Origin of the sequence: Atopobium deltae, from assembly GCF_001552785.1 — a bacterium.
Lineage (GTDB): Bacteria > Actinomycetota > Coriobacteriia > Coriobacteriales > Atopobiaceae > Atopobium > Atopobium deltae.
In genome coordinates, this window is the sequence record NZ_KQ959507.1 from 78460 (window position 1) to 93064 (window position 14605).

The following is a 14605-nucleotide window of genomic DNA, read 5'->3' on the forward strand; positions in this document are numbered from 1 at the left end:
TGAGTATGTCGAGAAGACTGCCGAAGCTTATAAGCTCCAAAAACACTCGGGTATAATACGAAGTACAACGCAACAAAACGTGAGGAACCATACGCAATGAGCAAAAAGCATGTGACGTTTTACTATGTACGCCACGGAAAAACGCATTACAACTGCAAGCGCATCATCCAGGGTGGGCTTGTTGATTCTGATTTAACCGATGAGCATCTGTACCTTGTAAACGATACGGCACATACTTTGCAAAACGTTCCCTTCGCCCGCTGCTATGCCTCACCCTTGGGCCGAGCAGTTCACACCGCTCAAATTATCATGGATGCACAAACGCACACGCCCGATAAGGCCACCCCTACCATGACGCTCGACGATCGTCTTAAGGAAATATCCTTTGGTCGCATTGATGGCAAGCCTTTTGAACAACATAAATGGGAGTTTACCTGGGCATTTTTACGACAGGATTTTAGAAGCCTCGGCGGAGAAACTCACCACGAACTGCGGACTCGCATGCGGCAAGTATTTGTCGATATGTACAAGCAAGCGCAGGATGGCGATAAGATCCTCGTGGTTGCACATGGTGGTTTGGTGCGCTATTTAGTGTTGGAATTTTTGGACGCGCCCTTCTTTAAAAAAATGTATCTAAGTCGCTGCGTGCGTGTCAGCAATGCTTCCATTGGCATTATTGATGCCAATGACGATCACTTTAGCCTTAGCGTGCTGCCCCTATCGTCAAAAGAGTTTGCCGCTCAACACCCTAAGCTGCTTTAAGCTCCTGTCTGCATCTGTGCCACGGGCGATTCTGCCAAATCCCATAACAAGCCATAGAGTTGATTGCCAAGAAGCCAGCCTGATTGTGTTGGAACGAAGCCATGATTCGAAGTTTTTCTCAATAGGCCCTGCTTTTCTGCGGCTAGAAGCGCGCGGTCGAGGGCAGTTTTTCCCAGTACGTGCCGCGCGTATGTGTACAGCGCGCTCGAAATCCCAAACGAGGTTCTTGTGGCAAGCATGAGATCTTCAGCCACGGACTGCTGAGGCGTGAGTAGCTCGAGATCGTAGCTCATATCAGCAAGGCTTTGTGCATCAAGAAAATCGCTGGTAGGCGTCAGGGTTTGCAGGCGCACACGTGCTATGTTGTTCGCAAGCGCACAAAGCTGCGGCGCTATCTGTCGCAGCTGCTCATAGCTTTCACGCGAAAGCATGGCCGCAGACGCCGTACCAAAGGCCATGTAAGGTTTCCCCGTCCAGTAGGCAAGATTGTGCTGACACCAGCGGCGATCTTTGGCATAGCTCGCAACCTCATAATGCGCAAAGCCCTGAGCCTCGAGGTAGCTTTGCGCTGTGGTCATCATCTGCGCCTGCACGTCCGCATCGGGCCACGCAAGCGAGCCCTTCATACACAGATCCCAAAATCGCGTATGCTCTTCAATGGACAGCGGATACACACTCACATGATGCACGCCACATGCCACAAGCTCTTGCAGAGAATATCGCCAGCTCGAGGCTGTTTGCAGAGGAATGCCACACATCAAATCGCCCGAGATCTCCAGACCTGCCGTGCGAGCGTAGCCTATCGCACGACGCGCCGTAGCGGCCGAGTGAACGCGACCAAGGGCGTGCAACTCCTTATCAACCAGCGATTGCACTCCCAACGAAATGCGCGTTGCTCCTGCGCGGGCAAGCCCGTCCGCAAGCTTAGCCGTAAATGATTCAGGATTTGCTTCGCAGCTCAGCTCTTCGATCGAGCCAATTTGAGCAAGTACTCGCACCAAATCGACGAGTTTCTCGCCAAGAAATGAGGGTGTACCGCCGCCGATATAGACCGTTTTTACCGTGTCGAGGAGCCCAAGACGCGCGCATTGCTGTATCTGTCGTAGGAGTGCCTGTACATAGCGCTCAGGCACGGAGGAATCTTTGGCGGTAGCAGCCGTAGAAAAGTCACAGTAACTGCAGCGCTTAACGCAAAAAGGAATGTGCACGTAGATGGCATAGACCTGTTTATGCATGGTCGCAACATTCTTTACGAATGGTGTCGAGAAGATCGAGGTATTGCTCCTGCGTCGTGCATTGCACGGCCTGCTGTCTATATGATGCCGCTTGCGGGATGCCACGCAAATACCATGCCGCTAAGCTTCTCGCACAAACTAGAGGTGCGCCCGTAGCCTGCAACAAACGAATGTGCAGTTCAAAGGCGGCAAGACGCGAGCGCAATGGGTGTTCGGGAGGCTGCTGTGCTTGTGCTACGGAGTCGTCTTGCTGTACTGAGCTGCTCTGTTGCGCCCGCAATAAAGAGCGGGCATCAGCAAAAATCCAGGGATTTCCATAGCTGCCGCGGGCAATGTAGCACCCTGCGCACGCCGTTTTATTGAGCATGTCAAACGTCGCGTTAGCAGTAAAAATGTCGCCCGATGCGATGACAGGAAGGGTCACACTTCGCGCGACCTTATCGACAGCTTGCCAATCTGACTGGCCGCGATAAAGCTGTGATGCAAAGCGCCCATGCACGCCAAGAGCGGCTATCCCTGCATCTTCGAGCTGTTGTGCAAACTCGCAAGCCACAAAGACATCGGGGGTACGACCAAGACGAATCTTGGCAGTGACCTCCACGGACGTATGTTCGCGCACCGCACGCACAATATCGCAGGCAAGTGGGGCGTCCGATAAAAGCGCCGAGCCCTCCCCTTTGCGCGTGACCTTAGGAACAGGGCAGGCCATGTTGATATCCAACGCTAACAAACGCGAGCCGAGGCGCTGGCTTATTGCTTCAGCTGCTTCGGCAAACTGTGAAGGTTTTGAACCAAAAAGCTGCACCACAATGTCGGGCTCAGCTGCATCGGGCAGCACGAGCTCCCAGGTTTTTTTACTTTCAAAATGAAGGCCTGCGACCGAAACCATTTCAGTTGTTGCCCAGGCTGCTCCCCCAGCGCGCGCCATCAATCGATAGGCAGCGTTGGAAACGCCGGCCATGGGTGCGAGGACAAAAGGATTTTTGCGAAGACGCTCGCCTATGCTTGCGCCAGCTGGGGTTGCGGCTATGGTGGACGCCAGACCCGCTGTGGGGGCATAGTGCTGAAGCAAGGTTTGTACCGTGTCGAGCGTTACGTCGGAAGCGGCATCGGACGCGATAGCGGATGCAAGGTCGGTTGCAACTGAAGCCTCGGCGGGTGTTTTAGTACTCATGCTAGTCATCATCCACTTTGAGAACAGCCAAAAATGCTTCCTGCGGGACCTCAACAGAACCAATCTGCTTCATGCGCTTCTTGCCCTCTTTTTGCTTTTCGAGTAGTTTGCGCTTACGAGAAATATCGCCGCCGTAGCATTTTGCGAGTACGTCTTTACGCACAGCCTTGACCGTCGAACGGCTGATAATTTTGTTACCAATAGCACCCTGGATAGGCACTTCAAACTGCTGGCGCGGAATAATTTCTTTAAGGCGATCACACAGAGCACGGCCCATCTCGTAGGCCTTCTCGCGATGCACAATAAATGACAAGGCATCAACCACTTCACCCGCGAGCAAAATATCGAGTTTCACGAGGTCGGAGGCCTTATATTCGCCCATCTCGTAATCGAGCGATGCATAGCCCTTGGTCCTGCTCTTCAGCTGGTCGAAGAAATCAAGAATAAGCTCCGCTAAAGGAATATCAAACAGTACCTCGGTGCTCTTATCGGTAAGATACACCATGTTTTGCACCACGCCACGATGCTCGACGACAAGCTGCATCACGGCACCCATGTAATCGGGAGGCACAATAACCTTAGCGTTGAGATACGGCTCATCAATGTGATCGATGCGTGTCGGCTCGGGAAGATCTTGTGGGCTGGTAATGGTAAGGCAGCTTCCATCAGTGCCATAGACGTGATAGCTGACGGACGGCGAGGTTGCGATGAGCGAAAGGTCAAACTCGCGCTCGAGGCGCTCCTTAACCACCTCCATGTGGAGAAGCCCTAAGAAGCCCACGCGAAAACCAAAGCCCAAAGCCACACTTGTTTCGGGCGTCCAGGTGAGCGAAGGGTCATTTACCTTGAGCTTCTCGAGAGCATCACGAAGATTTTCGTACTGCTTGTTGTCAACGGGAAAAAGGCCTGTGTAGACCATGGGTTTTGCTTCATGGTAGCCAGGGCAGGGCTCTTCGGTGGGGTTCTCTTCATAGGTAATCGTGTCGCCCGTTTTGACCAATGCGGGATCCTTCAAACCAGTCACCATAAAGCCAACTTCTCCCACGCCAAGCTCAGGCAGGGAAACTTCTGCAGGACGCTTGCAGCCAACGCCATCGCACAAAAAGCTTGTTTGTGCGGCCATCAGACGCAGTTGCTGGCCCTTTTTCATGACGCCATCAAAGATGCGCACCGTTGCCACGACGCCGCGATACTCATCAAAATAGGAGTCCAAAATGAGGGCCTTGAGAGGTTTATGCGGATCACCCTGCGGAGGAGAAATCAAGTACACGATGCTTTCGAGAAGATCGGCGATACCTTCGCCTGTTTTGCCCGAGACGCACACCGCATCTTCGGCGGGAATTGCCAGCTCATCCTCAATTTCGTGACACACGCGCTCGGGCATGGCCGAAGGCAGGTCAATCTTGTTGATGGCAGGCAAAATATCCAAGTTTGCATTCATAGCGAGATTGGCGTTGGAAACCGTCTGAGCCTCGACGCCTTGGGTTGCGTCTACTACCAAAATGGCACCTTCGCAGGCCGCAAGCGAGCGGGAGACTTCGTAGGTAAAGTCTACATGCCCTGGCGTATCAATAAGATTAAATTGATACTTTTCCCCATCATGCGCCTGGTAGATGACGCGCACGGCATTGGATTTGATGGTGATACCACGCTCACGCTCGATATCCATATTATCGAGAAGCTGAGACGCCATATCACGTTGGTCAACCGTATGCGTGAGCTCTAAAATGCGATCCGAAATCGTCGATTTGCCATGATCGATGTGCGCAACAACAGAAAAGTTGCGAATATGTGTAGTATCAAATGTATTCATAGTAAAGATAATAGCGTATAGCATAGCCTTCGTGCTATACTTCTTGAATTGACCTCACCGTGTCTCAACGAAAGAGGCCTCACAGAGATTATTTCGAAAGGAAAACACACGTGGCTAATATTAAGTCTCAAATTAAGCGCAATAAAACCGCTGAGAAAGCACGCATTCGCAACAAGGCAGTTCGTTCTGAGCTCAAAACTGTTGTCAAGAATGTACGTCTTGCCGTAGAGGCAAACGATGCTGACGCTGCAAAGGCAGCTGTGAAGCACGCTTCTCGCCTGCTCGACAAGGCTGCTGCTAAGGGCATCATTCACAAGAATCAGGCTGCTCAGCGTAAAAGTGGTATTGCAAAGCTTATCAACACGCTTGGCTAACGCTTCGCTTGTCCACGCTTGCATATTTGTTTGATCTTCAGGCAAATCTGCACTTTAAGCGCTTATATAATCTTTGTGTGTAAGACCTCGTGTGCTGACGAGGTCTTTTTTTGAGCGTTTTTGAGCTGACATCCAGACAAACTATGGGGAACTATGTAGCCTCATCCGCACCGCGGGGCTTGTCTGCCTTTTTTATTTGCCTTCTTATTTGCTCTTTGTCATCGCGACAATAAAGCGAACGCACGCCTGTTGTTTGTCAGCCGTATTTTTTAAATACCATTCCAGTTGCTTGGCACGCGCGAGACAGTCGAGCAATTCTTGCTCACTAAATAACGAGGCAAAGCCATGGTACTTCTCGACCTGCCACGCTTGCCTGTGTAAAAGCTCGGGTAAACGATACTCCTCGTGTGTCTGTTGCAACGTCTTGGTGCAGATAAGTTCGCGTAAGCGCGCCACAATGCGTATGTGCATCAGGATGTACGAACTCGGTTTAATCGTCGAGAAAAGCGATAGTGCTTCAGCTCGATTTCGCTTTGAGAGCACATCTAAAAAATTCCAAATGTTTGCTTCAACCAGCTGCGGAACATAGGTCGTAATATCGGCATCTTCAAGACAATAGCCCGTGCCAAAGCGCTGAGCTAATGAGACAATTTGATTGTCGAGCATCAACATGGAGTCACCGAGGCGTGCCTGCAGCAAGCGGGCGGCACTGGTGGTTATGCTCAGACCATGGTTGCGTACTAAGACTTGTATCTCTTTGACAAGTGCCGCATATTGTTTTGTTTTGCAATCAATGATTGCCTGTTTACCACAGTGCGCAATCGCTTTATAGAGGCGTGTATTTTTGGGAAGTGCATCAGCAATACAAAGCAAAATGCTTGCGGGATTGGGATTATATAAATAACTCACGAGGGCTTCTGAGGTCTCTTTTTTGAGCTTTTCGACCTTGTGAATTACAAAGAGCTTACGAGTGTCGCCAAAGGGAAGTTGCTGCAAAGCATCAAGACAGGGTGTTGGTTCAAGTGCAGAGGCATCAAGATGTTCCTCAAAGTTAAAATCAAAAAAGTCGGGATTCAGGTAGTCCTTGAGACGCGAGAGCGAGTGTTGACGTTTCAGCTCATCGGTTCCTACCAACAAATAGGCAGATAAAAGACTATCTTTCGGCACTTTTGCCATACCTTAATCCCATCTCGTAACAATGCGTCTACAGCGCAGCGACACATAACGCAATAGCAGCTGCCAGAAGCATCATACCCAGCACCATACGTGCGCGTGCAAGCGCTTTCTCTGATGGTAGCGGCCACCGATACAATACTATAAGCATACACGCTGCACTGCCAAGAATAATAAGCGGGTGCGGCTGTTCCCAATAAATACAGGCAAAGGGCAGGTTTGCCAAAGCCTGTGCGCAACTCAGTACAAACCCACCCACTCCATCAATAACAAAGTATAAAAATCCTAGCTGCGGGATAACATAAACCACCCCCATCACCGCAAAACTCAGAAGCATAAAGATAAAAAATATTGGTCCAATGCAGATATTTGCCAAAATTGCCACCAATGACAGCTGTTTAAAAAGTGCCAGCGTCAGCGGAAAGGTGCACCACAACGCCACAAGAGAACTTGTCATAGTATTCGTTGTGCTTACAAATGCACGCCGCAGGATACCCATGAGCTTTTTGGGTGCTGCTGGTATATACAGCGATGTTGTACCCACCAGTTCATGTAAGAGCCAGGACGCATAGGACGAGAAGATACACAGCCCCAACACTGACACCAACGACAGTAAAAACCCGATGTCAGTCGCAAGCGTGGGCTGAATCAGGATGAGTACCACGGCACAGCTACAGCTTGCAGCAAGGGCACTTTTGCGTCTTCCCCATATACCTGATAGTTGCCCTACCACCGTCATGCACCATGAGCGCAACGCCGAAGCAGGGCACGCGCAAAACAAAACGAACAGCCCGCAGATACTCATAAGCAATACACTGCGCGCAAAAGGTTTTAATGGCAGGCGTCCTATGGCAGCTGCACATAGCATATTGACCAACGCCAAATGCGATCCCGATACCGCCACGATATGCGCCAGTCCAACGCGAGCAAACATATCGGATATACCAAATCGATCCAGCGCTGTTTTGTAACCACATACACAGGCAGCAGCTAAAGCTCTTGTGGGACTTTTTTCGGGCTCAAGCGAGAAGAGCACACAATTACGAAAGTCTACAAGCCCCACAAATACATGCTGAGGTCGTATCATGTGTGTAATAGCTCGTACTTGCACCTTCCCTACAATTCCTTTTGCAGACGCCTGCTGAGCCTGCGTGGCTGGTAAAGGTTTTGCCTGACCAATAAGCTGAAATGTATCACCATAACGGAGCGGTTGTGAGCTTACAAGCCATGCTTGCACTTGGTGCCGTACGTCTTTGCTACAACAGAGTGCCTTTGTTTTATAGCTACCATAGCTTTTGCTACTATCGCTGAGCGCTTCAAAACGTACTTGCGAAAGTGAGGTCTTTTTAAACCACTGTGACGCTTCAACAAATGCTTGTGATGTCTGCCACACTCGCACAAGACAAATACCAAGCAAAAACATACAAATGCCTGCACGAACGACTGGCACTTTGTTGCGTCGTACCAAAATATACATACCCGCGCCGCTACAAGCGACAAGTGCACTCACAGGCGCAAACCATCCAGGGTTATACAACAGCAACAAGCTTATCCCAAGGCACGCAAGCAACAGATACCAGATTTCGGATAGCTCTGGCTTGTAAGGCAAAATTGCGCTGTTAGACACGGATTTTACCTTGCAACTTTGCAAATTTCTTCTCGCCAATACCACTGATGCGCATCAGATCTTTGGGCGAGCTAAACTTACCATGCTCTTTTCTATCCTGTATGATCCTGCGAGCTGTCGACTGTCCAATCCCTGGCAACGTCATGAGCTGTTCTTCTGTGGCGGTATTAATGTTCACAGGCTTTTGAGCTCGTCCCGTTTGTGATGCTCGACCTCGACTTGCTCGCTGCGCGCTACCCTGCGCCGTGGCTGGCAACTGTCCCAAAGGCGTTGGTACGGGCACAGCTGCGGCATCAAAACGCGGCTCTTCTCCCTTTTTTGGAACGTAAATTTTGCTGCCATCCTCAACAAGCTCAGCAAGGTTGATGTTTGTCACATCTGCGCCCTCTAGCAGGCCACCTGCTTGATCTATGCCATCTTGTACGCGAGGCTTTTGAGAAGACAGGCTATAGACACCAGGTTTTTTGACGGCTCCGGCCACGTGCACCATTACTAATTCGGCTGCACGACTTGATTCTTGCTGTGCTTCGCTCGTGCCCGCCGCCTGTGTCTTTTTTCCTCCAGCGACCTTCTCGCCAGATCCATCGTCAATAATTTGTGCCGATACCCCTGTCGAGAAGAGCGGCCAGCCCGCAACCATACTTGCAAGCGAGCTGCGAAAACGCCATGCAATACCACACGCAAGTCCCAGCAGCATCACAGCTGCTAACAGCCATAATTTTTGCTTCGTGAGCCCGTGACGTCTGATAAAACTTGTCAGCGGTCGAGACAAATATTGAGCCATACAAAAAACCTCCTCAGTACAATTCTGAAGAGGTTTCGCGTACAGCTTCTGTACTATCTCAAAAAGCGGCGCGCAAGCTGTCAAAAATCTAACACGAAGCTAACACAGCTTACGAGATTGGTACCGCGGCTGGCCCCAACGTAGCATGATAGGTTCTCAGCTCACGTGGAGGCTTATAGGAAGGACAGTCGCCCGTATCGATATATTCGATCTGCTGCATCAACTGCTCGAGGGCCGCCTCAAAATCAAACAATGCTTCAGCTGCATGAACTTCCCGCAAGCGGGCATGCGTTTCGGGGCGGCGAGGCATAAACAGCGTGCAGCAATCTGGTGCTGTCTGGCTCGAAATCTCAAAAGTACCGATCTGCTGGGCGCGGGCAATAATTTCCTGCTTATCGCTGCCAATCAGCGGCCTGAAGACGGGTATGTCGACCACTTCGTTGGTTGCGGTAATGTTTTCGAGCGTTTGCGATGCCACTTGCCCCAGTGACTCGCCCGTGACCAGCGCTTGCGCACCTTCCAGTCGCGCCACACGCTCGGCAATGCGAAACATCATACGTCGATACATAATAATGCGCAGGCTTTGCGGGACAGCAAGCGAAATTTCGCGCTGTACAGCCCCAAAGGGAACCACATACATCCGGCCGATACTGCCAGCGCTCTTGAGCTTCTCGACGATATCTTGGCACAAGTATTCGCTGGCATCAGAGGTCATTGGGCGGCCCGAAAAATGCACGGGTACCACGATGGCGCCGCGACGCCCCACCATCCAACTGGCAACAGGAGAATCGATACCGCTCGAAAGCAAGGACACAACTTTTCCAGCGGTGCCGACGGGAAGACCACCCACGCCCACCAGTGAGTGTGCGTAGACGTAGACATCGCCTTGCACCACGTTGACATGCACCACGATATCGGGGTTATGCACATCGACTTTTTTATCGGGAAAATGCTCACAGAGTACCGAACCAACCAGACGGTTGAGCTCGAGTGTATGCAAATGATAATCGGTAGCACTGCGACGGGCTCGCACCTTAAAGGTCTCGAATCCGTCCGAGCTCGCAGCAGCCGAAACTGCAAAACTGCCCGAGGCAGCAAGCCCCGATAGTGTTGACGCTGCGCGCGCAGCCGCGGCCTGCGTCAATGCATCCACCGCAGCTTGGCAAAATTCTTCTTCTTGTTGGGCGGTTCTAAACGCAAGAGAGGCTCGCGCAACACCCGGTATCTGCGAAACCGTTTGTGCTATAGCCTCGAGGATCTTCTCGTCAGCTTGATCATCCGAAATGCGAATGCGCAAGTGACCAGAAATACGCTTAATATCTTGCACGGGATAGTCTTTTAGGGCGTGGCGCAAATTAACGATAAGCTGGTTTTCAAAACGCGCGCGGTTTTTGCCCTTGAGCCCTATCTCGTGGTAGTGCACTAAACAAACACGTGAAATCATAGTTGTCGATCACACACGTACTTACTCAATGATGTCAAATTTGCTGTTGGCGGCCTTGATGTCCTCGTCAAAGGCTTCTTTCACGAAGCTCAGGCTGCCGTCAGCCACCTCGTCCATGGCAATGCCAATGGAGTCTTTGCCAGAAGCCAGGGTGGTGATGTCATCAATATCGCGCACCGCGGCAACGCGCTGGTGCTGACCGCGAAGCATGTCATTAATATCGCAGGCACGCTTCGCTGCTATAGAGCAAAGTAAAAAGGGGTTGTGCTCGGTTTTCTCGAGAAGTAAATTAATTTGCGGCTGAATGACAGACATCAAGCCCCTCCCTCATTCATTTCTTCGTTCGTTTTGTGGCGTCGCCTACTTTGTAGCGCTGACTACTTTGTAGTAGCAGCCGCGGTAGTGTCGCCTGCCTCGTAGCGGCGTATACAGCTTGCTAGCTCGCGAGCTGCTGTCGCAAGATCGTCGTTTACAATGCGCGCATCGTACTTATCGGCAAGAGATAATTCTTTGGACGCATTGGCAAGGCGCAATTCGATGTCCTTCTCGGCCTCCGTATGACGATTACGCAAGCGCTGCGCAAGGACCTCAAGCGACGGAGGCTCAATAAAGATAAGAACGGCCTCGGGGATACGCTCTTTGACCTGCAACGCTCCTTGGACATCGATCTCTAGTATAACCGATTGACCCTTTGCAAGACAGGCATCGACCTCGGATTTTGGCGTGGCATAGCAGTGGCCATGCACACGTGCCCACTCCAAAAAGTCACCCTTGCGCAGGTGCTCGTCAAATTGAGTCTGCGACATAAAGTGATACGCCTGGCCATCTATCTCGCTAGGGCGTGGAGCGCGTGTAGTTGCCGAAACCGTCAGACCCAAGTCCTGGCGTTGTGCTCGAACTTTTTCGAGCAACGTACCTTTACCTGCGCCTGACGGTCCCGAAACGACAAAAAGTCTTGGATTTACTAACACGTTACTTAGAAAGAGCCTCAAGAAGCTGCTCGCGCTGGCGGGCGCCCAAACCCTTTACACGACGCGAATCAGAAATGCCAAGCTCTGCCATGACCTTAGCAGCCTTTGCTTTACCATAACCAGGCAAAGATTCAATAAGTGCAGAAACCTTCAAGCGACTGGCGATAGGATCATCAGAGTTAAGAACGCTGTCAAGAGAGACATCGCCGTTCTTGATTTTCTCACGAAGCTCGGCACGCTGGTGACGAGCAGCTGCTGCCTTCTCAAGAGCTGCCTTGCGCTGCTCAGGGGTAAGGTTAGGGAGAGCCATGTTTTCCTCCAAACACATAACGTTTGCATACTTTGTTTGATGCATAACTGCACAATAACTCGCAAGATATGCAATAACCGAAAAACTAGTTTGGCATACCACGCTGCAAAATCAAGTGCAATCTGCTCAAAGTATGAGATTACACCATTCACTTTACATAACTAACAGGAAAATTTCTCAAAAAATAAAACTTTTTAAGTAAACAGCACTAAATATCTGGTGTACGGTGTTTTTTTGCCCCCAAACGCTCAATTTTGAGCCCAGATTGCAGATTTTTATCCCTTTTGAGCAATTTTTTCACGCAGCTGGCGCGAGCTTGACACGAGCGTTTTGGTGCAGACTGCGCTGACGCAAGCGTTTTGGCGCATCGATAAAACTTACGATTCCGCAATAATGCTGTCGATAATACCATCGAAGGCTGCTACTGGATCGTCTGCTTGCGTAATGGGACGCCCGATAACCACCATCGAGGCGCCAGCCGCAAGTGCTTGCGCAGGAGTTGCTGTACGCTTTTGATCGCCAAGCTGCGAACCGCGCGGGCGAACGCCTGGCGTGACAATAAGGGCTTTCTCACCCAAAAGCTCACGCATCATGCTCGCTTCCTGCGGAGAACAAACCACACCATGCGCGCCATGAGTGTAGGCAAGCTCGGCTAAACGCTTGACCTCATCAGTGAGCTCGTCGCTTATGCCAATTTGCTCGAGCATCTGCTGATTCATGCTGGTCAACACCGTAATTGCAATGAGCTTTGTGTTGGCAGTACGGGCATTAAAACAGTGCTCCGATAAACCTTGGGCTGCAGCGGCAATCATGTCGGGCCCACCCAAGCCGTGGATCGAAATAATGTCAGCACCAGCACGTGCCGCTGACATAATAGCACCATGTACCTGATGCGGGATGTCGTGCAACTTAAGGTCGAGAAATACCTTCATGCCTGCCTCATGCATCGTGCTAATAATACGAGGTCCACAGGCGTAATACAGGGTCATGCCTACCTTGACCCACTGCGCATGACCACTCAGGCGCTTGACCAGCTCAAGAGCGGTATCTTCGTCGCAGTCGAGCGCCACAATAATCTTTTGTGCGCAGGCGTCATAGGCCGCATCGTAGAACGTATTATTCGTAGCTTCTAGCATTCAAATGCTCCTATCAACTCAGTAATACTCGAAACACCTTGCGAAGCAACCCACGCCTCGAGCTCCGACAAAATGCGAGGCGCCGAAGTAGGATCCACCATATTGGCCGTACCTACCGAGACAAGCGTGGCGCCCGCCAAAATAAACTCAGCCGCATCCTCACCCGTCATAATGCCACCAATGCCACATAACGGCAGCTTGCAGGCCTTATATGCTTCCCACACCATGCGCACCGCAATGTTATGAATCGCTGGCCCCGAAACACCTGCAACAGGCCGCGCCAAACGACTTCGGCGCGTGTGCACGTCAATGGCCATGCCAGGAATGGAATTGATTAACGATAAACCATCGGCACCCGCAGCCTCGAGCGCGCGAGCAATCTCGGCAATGTTGACGGGCGCCATCTTGACAATAAGCGGGCGCTTTGTGCGCGAACGCACGGCTTGAACCACCCCCGCCGCACCCGAAGGTGTGCCACCCATAGCAGCACCACCTGCCGAAACATTGGGACAGCTGACATTGAGCTCGATAGCATCGGCAAAAGGTACAAATTCCTCGTACTTCTCGACAGATTCGATGTACTCTTCCAGGGTGTGGCCCACCGCCTGTACAATGATACGCGTGCCTTTGACCGCCAGCGCGGTCAGGTACTCGCCATAGGTTTTGGAAAAGGCTTCGACACCAGGATTTTCCAGCCCGACCGAGTTAATAATGGCCGCGGTGATTTCGGCGGTACGCGGCGCGGGGTTACCCTCCCATGGTTCGGCAGAGCAACCCTTCGTGGTGATGGCCCCCAGCACCGAAACGTCATAAAAGGGCTCGAATTGGCAGCCTTGACCATAGGTACCCGAGGCAGTGTTCACGGGGTTTTTACAGGAAAGGCCAGCAAAAGTAACGGACATGTCGGGTTTAGCGAGAAGATCGGCCTTCTCGGCAGGCGGCTGCACACAGGTATCGAGAGCAGTTGGCTGCGTGCAGGTATTGAGTTTGTTGTGCATTACCACACCACCTCTTCGGCATCAAAGACGGGACCTTCGGTGCAGCAGCGTTTGTAACCGCCAGCAATCATGGCGACATTGCACACGTGACATGCGCCAAAGCCGCAGGCCATCATGCGCTCAAGAGAAACTTGGCAGTCGGTATGATAGCGCTTGGCGATGCGTGCGATCGCAGCCATCATCGGTGCGGGGCCGCAGGTATAAACGCAGTCGTAACCCTGTTGTTTTAGGAGTTCTTCTGCGGCGGTGGTCGTAAATCCACGCATGCCACAGCTTCCATCATCGGTGGTTATCATCACGCGCCCAGCACCAGCGTCGCGCGATTGGGTCACACCCCAAAGGCGTGCCTTGGTTTGCGCACCAATGACCACGTCAAAGGCTCTGCCGCGAGCCTGCAGCTCGTGAGCCAGACCCACGATGGGTGTAATGCCCACACCACCAGCAACAAGCAACACACGACCCGTATCGCGTGCCGCAGAAATCTGCCAACCATTCCCGGAAGGACCCACGAGGTCGGAAGTCTGCTGCGGTTTCATTGCAGCAAGACGTCGCGTGCCCTCCCCTACAATGGCGTAGACAATTTCGACGATACCGTTTTTGGCATCGGAGGCACTGTACGAAAGCGGGATGCGCGTAATGTGACGTGCGTCACCTGGCACCGCAATATTCACAAATTGACCAGGGGCAATCGTAGAAGCAAGCTCGGGAGAGGCAATCACAATCCTTTGCAACGCATCACCTACGGGCTCGTTTTTTACTACTTCAAAATCATACAAACCGAGATGTGTATTCATATGAGGATAT

General features: G+C 51.6%; 15 protein-coding genes. 2 read left to right on the plus strand and 13 right to left on the minus strand.

Features of this window, described 5'->3' with window-relative positions:
• Positions 1-96: 96 nt before the first annotated feature.
• Positions 97-762 carry a histidine phosphatase family protein gene (locus tag HMPREF3192_RS04650; protein WP_066305857.1) on the plus strand — a complete coding sequence of 222 codons (666 nt, stop codon included), beginning with the start codon at positions 97-99 and terminating at the stop codon, positions 760-762.
• On the opposite strand, the gene hemW is transcribed toward HMPREF3192_RS04650, so the two are convergent.
• Genes hemW through lepA form a run of 3 tightly spaced genes read right to left on the minus strand, consistent with a single transcriptional unit; the run spans position 759 to position 4984 of the window.
• A complete protein-coding gene (gene hemW, locus HMPREF3192_RS04655) occupies positions 759-1997 on the minus strand; it encodes a radical SAM family heme chaperone HemW (protein ID WP_066305859.1) in 1239 nt (412 codons plus the stop codon). The two genes, HMPREF3192_RS04650 and hemW, sit on opposite strands and share 4 nt — an antisense overlap.
• Positions 1990-3171 (minus strand): tRNA dihydrouridine synthase, encoded by a 1182-nt coding sequence (locus HMPREF3192_RS04660; RefSeq protein WP_082715652.1) that lies wholly within the window; start codon positions 3169-3171, stop codon positions 1990-1992. Before HMPREF3192_RS04660 ends, hemW begins: the two co-directional genes overlap by 8 nt.
• Before the next feature lies 1 nt (position 3172).
• Positions 3173-4984 (minus strand): translation elongation factor 4, encoded by a 1812-nt coding sequence (gene lepA / locus HMPREF3192_RS04665; RefSeq protein WP_066306065.1) that lies wholly within the window; start codon positions 4982-4984, stop codon positions 3173-3175.
• Positions 4985-5094: 110 nt separating this feature from the next.
• Between lepA and rpsT the strand changes: the two genes are divergently transcribed.
• Positions 5095-5358, plus strand: coding sequence for a 30S ribosomal protein S20 (rpsT, locus tag HMPREF3192_RS04670; protein WP_066305862.1), 264 nt, complete (start codon positions 5095-5097; stop codon positions 5356-5358).
• A gap of 204 nt (positions 5359-5562) precedes the next feature.
• Here the strand turns inward: rpsT and holA are convergent, their stop codons facing one another.
• The 10 genes from holA to HMPREF3192_RS04720 all read right to left on the minus strand — a co-directional run bounded on the left by holA (position 5563) and on the right by HMPREF3192_RS04720 (position 14595).
• Positions 5563-6534 carry a DNA polymerase III subunit delta gene (holA, locus tag HMPREF3192_RS04675; protein ID WP_066305863.1) on the minus strand — a complete coding sequence of 324 codons (972 nt, stop codon included), beginning with the start codon at positions 6532-6534 and terminating at the stop codon, positions 5563-5565.
• A 28-nt stretch (positions 6535-6562) separates the two neighbouring features.
• Complete coding sequence (locus HMPREF3192_RS04680) at positions 6563-8158, minus strand: ComEC/Rec2 family competence protein (protein ID WP_066305864.1); 1596 nt, start codon at positions 8156-8158, stop codon at positions 6563-6565.
• Complete coding sequence (locus tag HMPREF3192_RS04685; protein ID WP_066305866.1) at positions 8151-8942, minus strand: helix-hairpin-helix domain-containing protein; 792 nt, start codon at positions 8940-8942, stop codon at positions 8151-8153. Before HMPREF3192_RS04685 ends, HMPREF3192_RS04680 begins: the two co-directional genes overlap by 8 nt.
• A gap of 109 nt (positions 8943-9051) precedes the next feature.
• The gene (gene thiI, locus HMPREF3192_RS04690) at positions 9052-10386 is read right to left on the minus strand and encodes a tRNA uracil 4-sulfurtransferase ThiI (protein ID WP_066305869.1); all 1335 of its coding nucleotides are present in this window, start codon (positions 10384-10386) and stop codon (positions 9052-9054) included.
• Between the two features lie 21 nt (positions 10387-10407).
• Positions 10408-10701, minus strand: coding sequence for a DNA-directed RNA polymerase subunit omega (locus HMPREF3192_RS04695; RefSeq protein WP_066305872.1), 294 nt, complete (start codon positions 10699-10701; stop codon positions 10408-10410).
• A gap of 62 nt (positions 10702-10763) precedes the next feature.
• On the minus strand, positions 10764-11378 hold the full coding sequence (gene gmk, locus HMPREF3192_RS04700; RefSeq protein ID WP_407921949.1) for a guanylate kinase: 615 nt from the start codon (positions 11376-11378) through the stop codon (positions 10764-10766).
• Positions 11359-11667: an integration host factor, actinobacterial type gene (gene mihF, locus HMPREF3192_RS04705; RefSeq protein WP_066305876.1), complete on the minus strand. Its 309-nt coding sequence runs from the start codon at positions 11665-11667 to the stop codon at positions 11359-11361. The genes gmk and mihF overlap by 20 nt, the downstream gene beginning before the upstream one ends.
• 377 nt (positions 11668-12044) lie before the next feature.
• The gene (gene pyrF, locus HMPREF3192_RS04710) at positions 12045-12803 is read right to left on the minus strand and encodes an orotidine-5'-phosphate decarboxylase (RefSeq protein WP_066305878.1); all 759 of its coding nucleotides are present in this window, start codon (positions 12801-12803) and stop codon (positions 12045-12047) included.
• Positions 12797-13705: a dihydroorotate dehydrogenase gene (locus HMPREF3192_RS04715; RefSeq protein ID WP_066306068.1), complete on the minus strand. Its 909-nt coding sequence runs from the start codon at positions 13703-13705 to the stop codon at positions 12797-12799. The genes pyrF and HMPREF3192_RS04715 overlap by 7 nt, the downstream gene beginning before the upstream one ends.
• 95 nt (positions 13706-13800) lie before the next feature.
• Complete coding sequence (locus HMPREF3192_RS04720; RefSeq protein ID WP_197414567.1) at positions 13801-14595, minus strand: dihydroorotate dehydrogenase electron transfer subunit; 795 nt, start codon at positions 14593-14595, stop codon at positions 13801-13803.
• Positions 14596-14605 lie beyond the last annotated feature (10 nt).

Bases quoted from the DNA above. Each gene is read 5' to 3' on its own strand.
- pyrF (WP_066305878.1), bottom strand. From the start codon at position 12,803: ATGCTAGAAGCTACGAATAATACGTTCTACGATGCGGCCTATGACGCC.
- mihF (WP_066305876.1), bottom strand. From the start codon at position 11,667: ATGGCTCTCCCTAACCTTACCCCTGAGCAGCGCAAGGCAGCTCTTGAG.
- hemW (WP_066305859.1), bottom strand. From the start codon at position 1,997: ATGCATAAACAGGTCTATGCCATCTACGTGCACATTCCTTTTTGCGTT.
- HMPREF3192_RS04685 (WP_066305866.1), bottom strand. From the start codon at position 8,942: ATGGCTCAATATTTGTCTCGACCGCTGACAAGTTTTATCAGACGTCAC.
- HMPREF3192_RS04720 (WP_197414567.1), bottom strand. From the start codon at position 14,595: ATGAATACACATCTCGGTTTGTATGATTTTGAAGTAGTAAAAAACGAG.
- HMPREF3192_RS04715 (WP_066306068.1), bottom strand. From the start codon at position 13,705: ATGTCCGTTACTTTTGCTGGCCTTTCCTGTAAAAACCCCGTGAACACT.
- HMPREF3192_RS04695 (WP_066305872.1), bottom strand. From the start codon at position 10,701: ATGTCTGTCATTCAGCCGCAAATTAATTTACTTCTCGAGAAAACCGAG.
- holA (WP_066305863.1), bottom strand. From the start codon at position 6,534: ATGGCAAAAGTGCCGAAAGATAGTCTTTTATCTGCCTATTTGTTGGTA.
- HMPREF3192_RS04650 (WP_066305857.1), top strand. From the start codon at position 97: ATGAGCAAAAAGCATGTGACGTTTTACTATGTACGCCACGGAAAAACG.
- lepA (WP_066306065.1), bottom strand. From the start codon at position 4,984: ATGAATACATTTGATACTACACATATTCGCAACTTTTCTGTTGTTGCG.
- thiI (WP_066305869.1), bottom strand. From the start codon at position 10,386: ATGATTTCACGTGTTTGTTTAGTGCACTACCACGAGATAGGGCTCAAG.
- HMPREF3192_RS04660 (WP_082715652.1), bottom strand. From the start codon at position 3,171: ATGAGTACTAAAACACCCGCCGAGGCTTCAGTTGCAACCGACCTTGCA.